Origin of the sequence: Roseateles amylovorans (genome assembly GCF_025398155.2) — a bacterium.
Taxonomy (GTDB): domain Bacteria; phylum Pseudomonadota; class Gammaproteobacteria; order Burkholderiales; family Burkholderiaceae_C; genus Roseateles; species Roseateles amylovorans.
In genome coordinates this window covers 3,143,542-3,158,905 of the sequence record NZ_CP104562.2, presented here as the reverse complement: position 1 = coordinate 3,158,905, position 15,364 = coordinate 3,143,542, and the positions used below count along the sequence as shown (strand labels likewise).

Here is a 15,364-nt window from a genome sequence, read left to right as displayed (position 1 = left end):
CCAAGCCCGCGCCTTGCGTCGACCCGCCCGTGGTGGCGCCGGCTCCAACACACCTTGATCGCATGGATGGCGGCGCCGGTGTTCGCGCTGGCCGCCTCGCTGCCTGTCTCGCTGGTGGAGTTCAAGCACGACGCCTGGACCATCGAATCCGGCGCGCCCAGCCGCATCAATGCCATCACCCAGACCGGCGACGGCTTCCTGTGGATCGGCAGCGTCGAAGGCCTGTTCCGGTTTGACGGCGTCACCTTCGAACCTGTGAAGCTGGCCGCCAGCCAGCCTCAGCGTCTGGTGGTCTCCAGCCTGCTTGCCGCCAGATCGGGCGATCTCTGGGTGGGCCTGGGACGCGGCCGTGGCCTGGCGCGGTTCCGCGACGGGCAACTGCAGGACGCGCAAATGCCGCATCCGTCGCGGGAGGTCAACGACCTGGCCGAGGATCCGGAGGGCGGCCTCTGGGTTGCGCGCGGCGGACGCAGCGATCGCCTGCTGGCCCGCTTCCATGACGAGCGCTGGCAAGAGCTCGGCCCCGAGAGTGGTCTGACCGCGCAACCGGTGTGGCACCTGCACTTCGCCCGTGACGGCACGATGTGGGTGGTCCAGTCGACCACACTGGCCTTTCGCCGGCCCGGCGAGACGCGCTTCAGCCGCTTTCCGATCACGGTCACGCCGCGCGCCAGCCTGTCGGAGGATGCCCGGGGCCAGCTCTGGATTTCGGACGCCAAGGGCACCCGCCCCCTTCATGCCGCCGCCCGGCCCGCCAGCTTTTTCGCCCATCCCAACCCGGTCGGCGGTACCCGGCAGCTGTTCGATCGCCATGGCGACCTGTGGACCACCACCTGGAACAGCGGCGTGCTGCGCATCCGGGCGCCGGACCCGGGCGCGTCGTCGGCCAAGATCGACGATGGACGCCGCGTCGCTTCGCTCAACGCCACCGCCGGACTGACCTCCGACCAGACGCGCGCCCTGTTCCAGGACCGCGAAGGCAACCTCTGGGTGGGCACCGAACTGGGGCTGGACCTGTTGAGACCGGCCAGCGTCATCGTGGAACCGGACCTGCCCGCCAACTCCCCCACCAGCTACCGCATGGCCGCCACGCGCGACGGCACGGTCTATGTGGCCGACGCCCACGCGCTGTATGCGATGGTGCCCGGCCAAAAACCCCGGCGGGTGCTGACCAGCGACACGCCGGCCGAGGCCCTGTGCGCGGCGGGCGAGCATGGCGTGTGGCTGTTTCTTGGCGATCGGGTGCTGCGGGTGGATGCCGGCGTCGTGACCCGCCATGTCAAACCTGCCGGTGCCACCGCCTATGGTTGCGCCGAGGATGGCAGCGGCCGGCTGTGGATGCCGGGCCTGGAGCGCGGTCTGCACTGGTGGCGCGATGGCGTCTGGCAGCGATGGCCCGAGCCGGAACCCTCGCCCTCGTTGCCCGCCAACGCCGCCCTGGACCGCGAGGGCCGAGCGGTGGTGCTGTTCCGCGGCCCGCCTCCCCAGGGCCTGTTGCCGTTCCTGGCACTGAATGCCGCCAACCCGTTGGTCGGCGGCATCGAAGGCCTGCTGCCCAGCGAAGCCGGCGTGCTGGCCAGCGGCAGCCGTGGAATGGCGCAGGCCGAGGGCTCATCGGGCAGCTTGCTGTCCCAGGACGACCATCCCTGGGCGGTCTCGCTCAACGGCTTGGCCCAGACCCCGGATGGGCAGACCTGGGCGATCGGCGATGCCGGCATCGTCCAGCTGCGCTCCAGCGATCTGGCGGACGCCCTGCGCCGGCCCGGTACGCCGCTGCCGCATCGGATCTACGATTTTCAGGATGGGCTGAACAGCTTCGTCCAGAAGGCACCCGGCGCGCAGGTCGCCGTGGGCGGCGATGGGCGGGTGTGGTTTCTCACCCGCCGCAATGTGATGCGGGTTGATCCGGCCTCGCTCTCGCCCAATCGGCTGAAGCCGCCCGTGCTCATTCGTTCGATCCAGGTCGGTGACCAGACCTTCGCGGCCGCCTCCCGGGTCACGCTGCCGGCCGGCACAACCACGGTGCGCATGGTGTTCACCGCGCTCAGCCTGACCGTGCCGGGGCGGGTGCAGTTCCGCCATCGACTGGTGGGCGAGAGCGACGCGGCCTGGAGTGCGCCGAGCCGCCAACGCACGGCGCTGCTGTCCGATCTGGGTCCGGGCACCTATCGCTTCGAGGTGCTGGCCTGCAACAACGACGGCGAGTGGGCCGACCATCCGGCCGAGGTGACCTTGACGATTCCGGCCACGTTCACCCAGTCCGGAATTTTCAAGCTGGGGGTCGCGGCGCTGACGCTGCTGGCCTTGTATGGGCTGTACCTGGCCCGGCTGCGGCAGATTCTGGCCCGCATCCGCGAGCGCAGTGAGGAACGTCTGCAGGAGCGCGAGCGCATTGCACGGGACATTCACGACACCCTGCTTCAAAGCGTGCAGGCCCTGATTCTTCGCTTCCATGCGGTGACCGGCCGACTGAATGGCGATCCCTCGATGCAACAGGCCTTGAATCAGGCCCTGGACCGCGCCGAAGCCGTGCTGGTGGAGGGGCGCGACCGGCTGCAGGGACTGCGCCGGGTGGGCGCGGTGGACCTGGAAAACGAAGTGCGCCGCCTGATCGCCGAACAGCCGTTCGCGGCCGGCACCCAGTTCAGCGTGTCCAGCACCGGCGAGCGCCGCGGCCTGCGATCGAATGTGTTCGACGAGATCCTGTGCATCGTCGGCGAGGCGCTGTTCAATGCCGCCCGCCACGCCCATGCCAGCGAGGTGACCGTGCAGATCGACTACGGCCGCCAGTGGCTCGAGATCGGCATCCGCGACAACGGCGTGGGCATGCCGCAGGACACGGCCGCACGCGCCGGCGCCGCCGGCCACTTCGGCATGCTGGGCATGCGCGAGCGAGCCAAGCGGATCGACGCGCAGTTCGGTGTGGAGGCCAACGGGGACGCGAACGGGCACGCCGGGACCCGCGTCTGGGTGCGGATCAAGGCGCGCGTGGCCTATGCGCGCGATGTGAGCTGAGCGGTCGGCGCCGGCGTCGGCTGAGCCACACCACCGCAGCCCTCTGCCACTCAACCGATCTCACGGCACCCCACGGCACCTCACGGCACCTCACGGCCCCCCCGGACTTCGCCGCACCTCACGGCAGGCGAAACCGACCCACCTCGGCCACCAGGCCATTGGCCTGCTCCAGCAGCGAGGCCGCGGCGGCGGCGGTCTGTTCCACCATGGCCGCATTCTGCTGCGTGGACTGGTCCAGTTGCTGCACCGCACCGCTGACATGGCCGATGCCGTCGGTCTGCTCGCGGGAGCCGGAGGCAATCTCGGTGAGCAGCGCCTGGATGCGTCCGGCGCCGCCGACGATCTCCTGAATGGCCGTCCCGGCGTCCTGCGCCACCGTGGTGCCGCGCTCCACACGGGCCACGCTGGTGCCGATCAGCGCCTTGATCTCGCGCGCCGCGTCGGTGGTGCGCTTGGCCAGGGCACGCACCTCGCTGGCCACCACCGCGAATCCGCGGCCCTGCTCGCCGGCGCGAGCCGCTTCGACGGCGGCATTGAGCGCCAGGATGTTGGTCTGGAAAGCGATGGCATCGATCACGCCGATGATGTCGGCGATGCGGTGGGAGGATTCCTGGATCGCCTGCATGGTGCCGACCATGTCGGCCATCACCGTGCCGCCGCGGGTAGCCAATGCGGCATTGCGCGCGGCCATCTGGGTGGCTTCCTCGGTGTTGGCCGCCGTTTGGCGCACCGTCGCACCGATCTGCTCCATCGCCGACGCGGACTCCTCCAGGCTGGCCGCCGTCTGCTCGGTGCGGGCTGACAAGTCGCTGGAGCCCGCCGCGATCTGGCTGCTGGCGGTGACGATGCCGTGCGAGGTCTGGCGGACCTGCATCACCATCCCGCGCAGGCCGTCCTGCATCTGGGCCAGCAGCGCCATCAGACGGGCGGTCTCGTCCCGACCTTGCGGCGCGGCACGCCGGGTCAGGTCGCCGCGCGTCATCGCGTCCAGGTGGCGCCCCACCTCGCCCAGGCCGCCGGCCATCGACAGGTAGAACGCATAGAACAGATAGCCGGCCACCAGCAGGCAGGCCGCGCCGAGTCCGCCGACCAGGCGACGGGCCCGCTCCGTCGCCTCCAGCCGCTGCTGCAGCAAGCCGCGCAGTAGCGTGGTGCTGCGGACCACCAACGCGCGCAGCTCATTGACCGCGGTCTGGCCCACCGGGTTCAGCCGTTCGACATCGGCCCGAAAACCGTCGTCAAACCAGGCCGAGGCCGCCGCAGCGAAGAAGGCCTCGGCGGCCTGGGTGGCCTTGACTGGGTCCAGGCTCGCCTTCACCCGTGGATTGAACTGGCCGGCCCGGTCGGCTGCCTTCATCAGATCGGCGATGCGGTCCTGCCCCTGGAACCAGGTGCCGTAGAGGCGTCGGATCTCGGCCACCGAGGGCCTATCCTCGCGCTGCAGGGCACCCGCCATGGCGCGGCTGCGGGACACCGACTCGATGATGTCGGAGCTCAGCTCGCCCGAGACCGTCATCAGGTAGTAGCTGTCCTGATCCGGATCCAGCGTCAGTGCGGATTCATCCAGCAGCTCGGTGCGCAGGTCGCCGAGAGCCTTCACATACTGCTGCATGCGCTGCTCGAATTGCGGCGAGGCGGCGGTCAAGCCACCCTGCACCAGCGCCTGCTGGGCCGAGGCCGCCGTTGCCAGGGCCCGACGCAGATCGATCGCGGTCGGCATGGCGGCGGCCACTGCCTGGAAGCGGGCGCGGGATCGGTCGACCGCCGCCATGTCCACCTCCGGCGCCATGCCCGACATCACCAGCCGCCGCTGCTTCTGCACCTCCACCATCCACGGCTCCAGCGCCTCCAGCCCGTCGACCCCGTGCAGCTCGCTGCGGGTCTGCGCCAGCGTGGCGCGGCTGGTGGCGTCATAGGCCACGGCCAGGACGATGATCGGCACGAGAAAGGCCAGGCTGATAAGTGCCGCCTTCCAGCCAAACTGCAACTGGCGGAACAGCTGCACGCCGGGCGACCAGAAGCGGTTGGGATTGAACTGGGGGCCGCGGTGAACCGACGACGGGAGGGCGCTGGAGGGGGGCGTGGCAATCAAACCGACAGACATATCCGATGACTCTGGAACAGGTGAGGAACGGGTGAGGAACGGGCGAAAGTGTCCGATCCCCGCAGCGCCGCCGCAGGCGTTGGACGCATGAATCACCGCAAGCGCCGGCTTAGTCGACGCAAATTGCGCTTTTTCGACTTCCTTGACGCGGATCAAGGACTAATCCCGGCGCTTTGTGATCACGCGCAGGACGCTGGAGATTGCCCTCAGTCGGGGCCCCGGTTTGCGAAGCCTCGTTTGTCGAGCCGATGGGGCCGCGCAACAATGCGGCGCATGTTTGAAGCCTTCCACCGTTCGAGCCCTGTGCCCGACCCCAACACCGCCGCGACCGCCACCGCCACGATCTGGCGTCCACTGCCCTTGGATGCCACGCGCTGCGACGGCGCGGGTGTGCCTGCCAGGGCATCGGCCTGCCGCGATGTCGGCCCGGGACGGCGCGCATGAGCGGCGCCTCCCAACGACCCGGCGCCCAATGGCCGCTGGATGAGGTGGTCGCCGGGCTGCGGGCGGCGCGTCAGGACTGGCGGGAGCGCCATCGTCAGCATGAGCCGCGCGGGCGCGAGCTGCCTTCGCCCGAGGCGCTGGACGAGATCATCCAGGGCCTGCGTGGTGCGCTCTTCCCGCTGCGGCTCGGGCCGCCGTCCCTGCGGCCGGAGGCGGAGGACTACTACATCGGCCACACGCTGGACACCCAGCTGCAGGCGCTGCGCCAGCAGATCCTGCTGGAACTGGGCTCGAGCGCCGGTGCCGATCCCGCCGTGCCAGGTCTTGCCGAGCGCGCCGATGAGATCACCGCCGCCTTTGCCCTGGCGCTGCCGGATGTTCGTCGCCTGCTGGATGCGGACGTGCTGGCCTCGTTCGATGGCGACCCGGCAGCCCGCAGCGTCGACGAAGTGCTGCTGTGCTATCCCGGCATCGCGGCCATGATCCACCACCGGCTGGCCCACCGGCTTTACGCGCTGGGGGTGCCGATGCTGGCGCGCATCGTGGCGGAACTGGCGCACAGCCGCACCGGCATCGACATCCATCCCGGCGCACAGATTGGTGCGGGCCTGTTCATCGACCACGGCACCGGCGTGGTGATCGGCGAGACCGCGGTCATCGGCCAGCGGGTGCGCATCTACCAGGCGGTGACGCTGGGCGCCCGCAGTTTCCCCACCGACGAACAGGGCCAGATCCGCAAGGGCGCGCCCCGGCATCCGGTGGTGGAGGACGATGTGGTGATCTACGCCGGCGCCACCATTCTTGGCCGCATCACGCTGGGCCGGGGCTCGGTCATCGGCGGCAACGTCTGGCTGACCCGCAGCATCCCGCCAGGCAGCCACATCAGCCAGGCCAATTCGCAGAGCCAGGCGCCCGGCGAGGTGTGAGCGTTACGCCGGGGGCGGATGCCGCGAGCGCCCCAGGTGTCGTCATGGACGTTCACCCTGCCCGCCCCGGCCATCTCACGCGCGCCCCTCATCGCGGATCACCAATGTCGACGAAGGGGGCTGTTGAATTTCCATCCTGTCGGACCCACTTGAACCTGCCTGACCCAAGGAACTGCAAACCATGAACCGCTACACCAAATCCCCTGAAGCGATCGCCGCGCTGACGCCCGAGCAGTACGAGGTCACCCAGCGCAGTGGCACCGAGCGCCCCGGAACCGGCGAGTACCTGCACAACCATGAGCCCGGCATCTATGTGGACATCGTGTCCGGTGAGCCGCTGTTTGCGTCGTCGGACAAGTTCGAGTCGGGCTGCGGCTGGCCGAGCTTCACCAAACCGATCGTGCCGGCGCATGTGAACGAGCTGCGCGATGTCAGCCACGGCATGGTGCGCACCGAGGTGCGCTCGGCCCACGGCGACAGCCACCTTGGGCATGTCTTCCCCGACGGCCCGCGCGACCGCGGTGGGCTGCGCTACTGCATCAATTCGGCCTCGCTGCGTTTCGTGCATCGCGACGACATGCAGGCCGAGGGCTATGGCGACTTCCTGAGCCAGGTTGAGGAGCGTTGAGATGACCACCGAACGTGCCGTTCTCGCTGGGGGCTGCTTCTGGGGCATGCAGGACCTGATCCGGAAGATGCCCGGCGTGGTGTCGACGCGGGTGGGCTACACCGGCGGCGATGTGCCGAATGCGACTTATCGGAACCACGGCACCCATGCCGAAGGGATCGAGATCCTGTTCGATCCGGCGGTGATGAGCTATCGGCGCTTGCTGGAGTTCTTCTTCCAGATCCATGACCCGACCACGCCGAACCGGCAGGGCAACGACCGCGGTCTTTCCTACCGGTCGGCGATCTACTTTGCGTCCGAAGCCCAGCGGCTTGAAGCGATCGACACGATCAAGGACGTGGAGGCCTCGGGGCTGTGGCCGGGCAAGGTGGTCACCGAAGTCGAGCCGGTTGGCGCCTTCTGGGAGGCCGAACCCGAACACCAGGATTACCTGGAGCGACACCCTGGCGGGTACACCTGCCACTTCGCGCGACCCGACTGGGTCTTGCCGCGTCGCACCGCAGCCTGACACCTGGCCTTGGGCCGCGGGCTGAAAGGCGGGCCACCGTTCGGGCCAGGCGATCCCGTCCGGCGGCGGCCGAGCCGCCGGGTGATCGCGTCAAGGTCCGCTGAGGCGCTTGCAGCCCGAGCCCGGACGGGCGATCACTGCCTCAGCGCGACCCTGGTGAGTCAACCGGGTGCGGCGGCCGTGAGGCGCTGCGCCAGGCCCGCCTGCTGCATGAGTTGTTGCAGCCAGACGCGGTAGCCGGCGTCGCTGGGGTGCAAGCCGTCGCTGGCGTTCAGCGCGCGCTGCTGGGCGAAGGGGTCGTTGTCGCGTTCCTCGAACAGCCGGACGTACACCGCGCCATGGCGTTCGGCGCTGGCAGCGACGGCGGCATGCAGGCGGCGCGCGCGCTGCGTCATCCACCACGACACCGGCGGAAAGAAGAACGGCGCATTGCCCACATTCCCCGCGGGCATGAGCACCACGAAGGGCGCGGTCTGTCGAGCCAACTGGGCCACGCGATCGATGTCCTGCGCCACCGTGTCCAGGTTGCGCAGGCGGATCACATCGTTGCCACCGGCGTTCACCAGCACCATGTCGAACGATGTGCCCTGCGGTGCCGGCGCGGCCAGTTGGCGGGCCACGTCGGCAAAGGTGGCACCGTCTTTCGCCCGGTTCTCGATCATCAGGCCCGGAAACCGCGCCGCCAGCAGCCCCGCCAGGCTGGCCTGCGGCGTGCTGGCGCCGGTGCCGACGGCGGTGCTGTCGCCCACCACCAGCAGGCGCAGCACGGGCGCGGGCGGCCGAACCTGCAGCGGTTCGCTCTGACGCGCCAATTCAGCGGATTGCGCCACGCGCCAGGCGGCGCAGCCTGTCATCGTGAGCAGCGCGAGTGCCGATGCCGCCATCAGCAGGGATTTGGTGGGCGCCATGAGCAGGCCTCCAGTGGAACGGCGTCGCACCGCGCGCCGCCTGACCTTGGGCGCTGGCAGGCGGCGTTCCTGGCCGGCACCCGCTGCTGCCCTCCAGGAACGACTCGTCCCAATCCAGTCAGCGACACGCGGATGTTTTCCGACCTTGCTTCCGCGGGACTTTCCTCAGCATTGTTGGCGATGTGATGCGGCGAGTCGGTCTACCGCGCCGCGCCGCGCACAGCGCGTCGATGTCGCATGGGTGGGAGGACCCAAGTAGCACCTCCGCAGGACCAGACGAGCTCAGGCGAGCTTAGCGTCCGCAGGCCAAAGCGCGATAGGCATGCAACTGAATTTCCCCTTCCAGATTGCCGATACGGCCAGTGGTTGAGCAACAGCGTCCAGGCTTTCAGATGGGTCGCGCGCCGCAATCTCTAAAGGGCGCGCCACCAATTGGCTGCGGGCGCGGTGGCAGCCACCGAGCTCTACAGTTCCACACCCGATGTGCGGGGCCTCTCCCTGAGTTCATGCCGCCGATGGCAGTCTCCATCAGGTGATTCAGGCGTTCGTACCGACGACCGGCACCTGACCGATCAGCCACCACTGCCGAACAAGCGGAACGCATCACCGCGGCGCCATGCGGACCAGGCGCGCCGTGACGGTGTGGCGTTGTCGCCCACAGTGGCGACACGCGAGGCGCGCCCTCGCCTCAGCCGCCTGCAAGCGGACGTAAGTCCTGTGCCCAGCAGCGCAGTCAGGATCCGCCACGACCTCAGCCCGCGAGGGCGCCCTTCCTGCGCCGTCCAGCGCCTGTCATCGCGTCATGTCGACCGTCGCCTCCCCGTGTGATGGCCTGCGGATGAAGCGACGTGCCCAGCGACGCCTGACCCCCGTCTCGCCATCACGGCGCCCACACGGCGTCGCCCGCCGAGTCGGACCACGCTCGACTCGACCACCGTTCACCACTGCTTTGGCGCATGCAGCGCGGTTCCGGCCATGCAGGCGCGCGCACCGCAAGCCCATTCACGTCACACGATTTGTCACCACGACCGCGGGTTTTCCCTGAAGACGGCATGAAAGCGGTTTCGCAAAGTGGTATTCAAGAGGTGGCTGAAATCACTTTCAAAGAGATACCAGTTGGTGCCGCCTACGACCACATGGCCCCCATCGCCACCCGGTGAAGGCCATGTTTCGCCATGCAGCGGGCCGCGGCCCCGCTGCGGGCCTGCCCCATCAGAGGACGCTTCCCGTCATGACCTTCGCCCCTCAACGACATCTGTCCGCCCGCGCCCTGCGACGCCTGGCGGTGATCAGCACGGCAGCCTTCGCACTGCATGCCGCCGCCCAGACGGCCGCCGCCTGGAAGCCCGACGTCTATTACGCCGCCGGCACCGTGGTCAGCTACAACGGCCATCTCTACAAGGCCACCGTCAACCAGACCGACTACAGCAGCACCGGTTGGAACCCGACCAATGCCTCGCTGTGGACCGACCTCGGGCCTGCCAGCGGCACCGCACCCTCGCCGTCACCCAGCCCATCACCGTCGCCATCACCCGCTCCCAGCCCCAGTCCAGCCCCCAGCCCGGCACCGGCGCCGGCCGGCACCTGGAACGCCGCCACGGCGTATCCGGGTGGCGCCATCGTCAGCTACCAGGGCGTGACCTACAAAGCCAACTGGTGGACCCAAGGCGACAACCCCGCCTCGCGCAGCGGCCCCGCCGGCTCCGGTCAGCCGTGGACCGTCTTCAGCGGTGCCCCCGCGCCCGCACCGGCGCCGACCCCAGCACCGGCGCCCGCGCCGACACCGGCACCTTCTCCCGCCCCCTCGCCGGCACCTGCACCCAGCCCGGCGCCGGCGCCGTCACCCGGCGGCCATCAACTCGTGGGCTACTGGCACAACTTCACCAACCCGGCTGGCCCGACCTTCCCGATCAGCCAGGTCCCGGCCGACTACGACGTGATCGTCGTGGCCTTCGCCGATGACGCGGGCAATGGCAATGTCGCCTTCAACCTGGATCCGTCCGCCGGTGGCGAGGCGACCTTCATCGCCGATGTGGCCGCCGCACGCGCCAAGGGCAAGAAGGTGGTGTTGTCGCTGGGCGGTCAGAACGGCACGGTGACGCTCAACAACGCCACGCAGGTGACGAACTTCGTCAACAGCCTGGAAGCGATCCTGCGTCGCTACGGCTTCGACGGCATCGACATCGACCTGGAAAGCGGCGCCGGCGTCACCTCCGGTGCTCCGGTGCAAACCAACCTGGTGACGGCGGTCAAGCAGCTCAAGGCCCGCGTCGGCAGCGGCTTCTATCTGTCGATGGCGCCGGAGCATCCGTATGTGCAGGGCGGCTTCGTCGCCTACGGCGGCATCTGGGGCGCGTACCTGCCGATCATCGACGGCCTGCGCGACGAGCTCACCGTGCTGCATGTCCAGTACTACAACAACGGCGCGGTCTACACGCCCTACGCCACACAGGGCCTGGCCGAGGGCAGCACCGACATGCTGGTCGCCGCCAGCCGCATGCTGATCGAAGGCTTCACCACCAACAACGGCACCGGGCCTTATGTGTTCCGCGGCTTGCGGCCCGATCAGGTCGCCTTCGGCCTGCCGTCGGGTCCGTCCTCGGCCAACAGCGGTCTGGCCAGCGTGGCCACCATCACCAGCGCGCTGAACTGCCTGACCCGTCTCACCCAGTGCGGCGCCATCAAGCCGGCCAAGGCCTATCCGACGCTGCGCGGCGTGATGACCTGGTCGATCAACTGGGATCGCAAGGATGGCCTGGCGTTCTCCCGCGGCGTGCGCGCCTCGCTCAACACCCTGCCTTGAGGAGATGAACATGACACACACGATGACCCTTCCCACCCACGGCCAAGGCCACAGCAGCAGCTGGAATCACTCGGGCAACCGTCGCTCGCGGCGCTGGATGCAATCGCTGGCCGCCGTCGCCTTCGGCGTGGCGAGCCTGGTCGGTCTGGCCGAGCAGGCGCAGGCGCAGACCTGGCAACTGGTCTGGCAAGACGAATTCACCAACGGCATCAGCTCGAACTGGAAGTTCGAGATCGGCAACGGCCAGAGCGGCTGGGGCAACAACGAGCTGCAGTACTACCGACGCGAGAACGCGACTGTGGAGAACGGCAACCTGGTGATCACCGCCAAGCGCGAGGACTTCGGCGGCTACCGCTACACCTCCGCCCGGATGATCACCCAGGGCCTGGCGAACTTCCGCTACGGCAAGGTGGAAGCCCGCATGCGGCTGCCGTCGCGCAACGGCCTGTGGCCCGCGTTCTGGATGCTGGGCAGCAACCTGGGCAGCGTCGGTTGGCCGGCCTCCGGCGAGATCGACATCATGGAGCAGATCAACACCGATCCCGCGGTCTACGGCACGGTGCACTGGCAAGGGCCGGACGGCGGCCATGCCTCCTACGGTGGCAACGTCAAGGTGGACGCCACGGCGTACCACGTCTACGCGGTGGAGTGGGATCCCAACTACATCCGCTGGTTCGTCGACGGCCGCCAGTTCCATGTCGTGGACATCACCAACAGCGTCAACAGCACCGAGGAATTCCAGCGCGACTTCTTCCTGCTGCTGAACATGGCGGTGGGCGGCAACTGGCCCGGTTTCAATGTCGATGAAAGCGCCCTGCCCGCGAAGATGTTTGTGGACTATGTGCGGGTGTACAAGGCGGCCTCGGCCACGGCGTTCAACAGCTGGGTGGCGCGTGCGCCAGCCGGTCTGACGATCCGTCACCAGGCCAGCCGCGGCCGCGTGGACCAGCCCGGCTCGATCAATCCGGCGGGCGATGGCAACTGGAAGATGGTCACCGGCCTGGCCGGCAGCGGCGTGTCCTTCCAGTCGCAGAACTATCCCAACAGCTATCTGCGCCAGCGCAATGGCGAGGCTTGGCTGGATCAGAACGATGGCTCCACCCAGTTCCGCCAGGAGGCGACCTTCCTGCAGGCGCCCGGCCTGGTGGACGGCAGCGGCGTGTCGTTCCAGTCCTTCACCCAACGCGACCGTTGGCTGCGCCATCGCAACTCGCTGCTGTATGTGGAGCAGATCAACGATGCGCTGGCCCGCTCGGATGCGACCTTCTCCAGCGCCAATGCGCTGACCGGCGCGGCCACCGGCTTCAGCACCACGCTGGCCGCCGACGGCTATGCGCAGATGCAGGGCATGCAGCTGGAACCCTCCACCGAGGGCGGCCAGAACCTGGGCTGGATCGAGGCCAACGACTGGGTGGTCTGGAACCTCAACCTGCCGGAGAACGGCACCTACACCGTCGAGTACCGCGTGGCCAGCCAGAGCGGCGGCGGCACGCTGCAGCTGGAGAAGGCCGGCGGCTCGCCGATCTACGGCAGCCTGGCCGTGCCCTCCACCGGTGGCTGGCAGAACTGGACCACGGTCTCGCATCGGGTGCAGCTCAACGCCGGTCAGCAGCAGATCGCGGTGAAGGCCCTGGGGTCAGGTTGGAACCTGCGCTATGTGCGGGTGACCAAATCCTGAGCGGCGTCGACCGTCGTTGACGTCCCCTGACGTCCCCTGATATCCCTGGGTGTCCCCTGAAGGGCACGCGCCGGATGTGACCGGTGCGTGCCCTTTGTTGCAGCCGCCCTGCAGTCGCAACCAAGACCGCCAAGACGTTACTTCGCGGAAGCAAGAAAGCGCTTTCAAGCGCTTGCTCTTTTGCCTAGGATTTGCACCGCGACGGCGGCATCGATGCGCCCTGCCGCCGACCTGCCGAGCGCACGCCCACCGGGCCCGTGCGCTTCCCCTGCATCGCAGGCCTGATCGCAGCGATCCTTCGATGACCGCCACCGCATCCACAACTCCGGAGATGCCATGAAACGCTTTCTCTCCTGGCTGGCAACCTGCCTGGCCGTGTTTTCATTCCTGTCGCTGAGCCTGGGCTCGGCGGCGTTTGCGCAGACGAGTGCGAGCTTCTCGCACGGCGTGGCCACCAGCGGCAGCCAGTCGCTGATCTGGTTCAAGTCCAATGTCGCGACCACCTGGGTCGATGTGCACTACCAGATCAACGGCGGCGGCCAGCAGAACCTGCGCATGCCCTACAACGCCGCCAACGGCCGTCATGAGCAGGTGCTCAATGGCGCCACCTCCGGCCAGCGGGTCGATTACTGGTTCACCTACAACAACGGCAATCCGGCCTATGACAGCGCACGCTTCTCCGCCGTCATCGGCAGCGCGCCGCAAACCGTCGCGGCCCCGACCTTCAGCCCCGCGCCCGGTCGCTACACCACCGCGCAATCGGTGACGCTGTCGACCGCCACCGCCGGTGCGTCGATCCGCTACACCACCGATGGCTCGGTGCCCCAGGCCAGCTCGCCGCTGTATTCGGGACCGATCAATGTCTCGGCCAACACCACCATCAAGGCGATGGGCATGCGGTCGGGCTTCAACAATTCCGCGGTCAGCAGCGGTGACTACGTCATCGAAGCCACCGGCACCTGGAACGGTCGCACCACCTTCAACATCCAGAACGCGACCAACGGCCGCTGGACGGATGCGCAGGTCTACTGGGCCATCATCGGCAAGAGCTGGGAAACCGGCGAGTTCGTGCATGTCGACATGAACGGCAATGTGCTGCCGATGCGTGTGTCCGACAACACCGTGCCCAAGAACGGCCGCAACTACGCCAACTACTTCTACACCCTGGCACAGACCAAGTCGATCACCATCCCGGCGATCGACTCCGCACGGGTGCTGATGTCGGTGGGCAGCCCGATGTACATCGAGGTCAATACCGATGGCGCGGGCCGTGTCGCCTACGCCGGCGCCAACATCGAGAACGCCTCCGATCCCAACCTGGACGTGGTGTTCGACTTCGGTGAATTCGCCATCGTGCCCAAGGGCCGCCCGGATCAAGGCATCTTCGTCAACACCACCCGCGTGGACCACTTCGGCTTCCCGCTGAAGCTGCGCCTGCAAGGCCTGGGCGGCTATGACCGCACCGTCGGCGAGCCGCTGACCGAAACCCGCGACCAGCTCTTCACCAAGTTCCAAAGCGAAGTGCCGGCCGAGTTCCGCAGCCTGGCCGAGCCCAACTTCCCGAACGTCCCGGCCCGCACCCGCATCCTGGCACCGGCCCACTACACCTTCCGTCCTGGCAATGTGAACGGCCAGTACCTGGACAGCTACATCACCGAGATGTGGAACCGGTTCAAGACGCAAGACCTGGTCTTCACCCTGGAGAACCTGGGCACCTTCCGCGGTCGCGTCGATGCCAGCACCAACCGCTTCGTCTTCACCGGCGGCGCCCAGAACGGTCCCTACTACATCAACGGCCAACCCAACACCGCGGAAGTGCTGCTGGGCGCCGGCAAGCTGGACGACCCGCGCAAGCCGGACGGCAGCTTCCAGCCCGACCTGATCAAGGCCACCCAGCTGCAGATCCAGGCGCAGGTCTGTGCCGCGCTCAACCGCCATGTGCTGGCCAACCCGGCCGACTGGCACCGCCCGAGCGCCTTCTATCCGGCGGGCTCGCGCGCCAACTGGTACGCCAAGTTCTGGCACGACCATTCGATCAAGGGCACCGAAGGCAGCGCCAACGGCTACGGCCTGGCGTATGGCTTCGCCTATGACGACGTGGGCAACTTCAGCCCGTCGCTGCACACGACCGCACCGACGGTGGTGACCTACACCATCGGCTGGTAAGTCCTTCAAGGTCTTCTCGCTCCGGGCGGCGTCGCAAGCAGCGACGCCGCCTTTTTTGTGCCGGCGACACCCGGGTTTTCCCGTTGCGTTTCTAGGGGGGTGGACCTGCGTTGGGTACAAGGCGTTCCCGGGACCTGCTTCCTAGACTGCTGCTCACCCGCGGCGCATCCGGTGCTGCGGGGGT

Annotated in this window: 9 protein-coding genes; 7 read left to right on the top strand and 2 right to left on the bottom strand. The window is 68.2% G+C overall.

What is annotated here, in order from left to right; all coding sequences use genetic code 11:
• Positions 1-54 precede the first annotated feature (54 nt).
• Positions 55-3,015, top strand: a complete 2,961-nt coding sequence (locus N4261_RS13210) for a sensor histidine kinase (RefSeq protein WP_261755769.1) — start codon at positions 55-57, stop codon at positions 3,013-3,015.
• A 118-nt stretch (positions 3,016-3,133) separates the two neighbouring features.
• On the opposite strand, the gene N4261_RS13205 is transcribed toward N4261_RS13210, so the two are convergent.
• Entirely contained in the window at positions 3,134-5,119 is a 1,986-nt protein-coding gene (locus N4261_RS13205) for a methyl-accepting chemotaxis protein (protein ID WP_261755768.1), read from the bottom strand.
• Positions 5,120-5,559: 440 nt separating this feature from the next.
• On the opposite strand from N4261_RS13205, the gene epsC reads away from it, so the two are divergent.
• From epsC to msrA, 3 genes are all read left to right on the top strand, one after another.
• Entirely contained in the window at positions 5,560-6,489 is a 930-nt protein-coding gene (gene epsC, locus N4261_RS13200) for a serine O-acetyltransferase EpsC (RefSeq protein ID WP_261755767.1), read from the top strand.
• A gap of 181 nt (positions 6,490-6,670) precedes the next feature.
• Positions 6,671-7,117 carry a peptide-methionine (R)-S-oxide reductase MsrB gene (gene msrB, locus N4261_RS13195; RefSeq protein WP_261755766.1) on the top strand — a complete coding sequence of 149 codons (447 nt, stop codon included), beginning with the start codon at positions 6,671-6,673 and terminating at the stop codon, positions 7,115-7,117.
• Between the two features lies 1 nt (position 7,118).
• Positions 7,119-7,625, top strand: coding sequence for a peptide-methionine (S)-S-oxide reductase MsrA (msrA, locus tag N4261_RS13190; RefSeq protein WP_261755765.1), 507 nt, complete (start codon positions 7,119-7,121; stop codon positions 7,623-7,625).
• A gap of 161 nt (positions 7,626-7,786) precedes the next feature.
• Here msrA and N4261_RS13185 read toward each other — a convergent pair whose 3' ends face one another.
• Entirely contained in the window at positions 7,787-8,533 is a 747-nt protein-coding gene (locus tag N4261_RS13185; protein WP_261755764.1) for an SGNH/GDSL hydrolase family protein, read from the bottom strand.
• Between the two features lie 1,231 nt (positions 8,534-9,764).
• Here N4261_RS13185 and N4261_RS26075 point away from each other — a divergent pair.
• From N4261_RS26075 to N4261_RS13165, 3 genes are all read left to right on the top strand, one after another.
• The gene (locus N4261_RS26075) at positions 9,765-11,336 is read left to right on the top strand and encodes a chitinase (RefSeq protein ID WP_290428817.1); all 1,572 of its coding nucleotides are present in this window, start codon (positions 9,765-9,767) and stop codon (positions 11,334-11,336) included.
• Positions 11,337-11,346: 10 nt separating this feature from the next.
• On the top strand, positions 11,347-13,014 hold the full coding sequence (locus N4261_RS13170; protein WP_261755763.1) for an AbfB domain-containing protein: 1,668 nt from the start codon (positions 11,347-11,349) through the stop codon (positions 13,012-13,014).
• Positions 13,015-13,350: 336 nt separating this feature from the next.
• Complete coding sequence (locus N4261_RS13165; protein ID WP_261760583.1) at positions 13,351-15,180, top strand: beta-1,3-glucanase family protein; 1,830 nt, start codon at positions 13,351-13,353, stop codon at positions 15,178-15,180.
• Positions 15,181-15,364 lie beyond the last annotated feature (184 nt).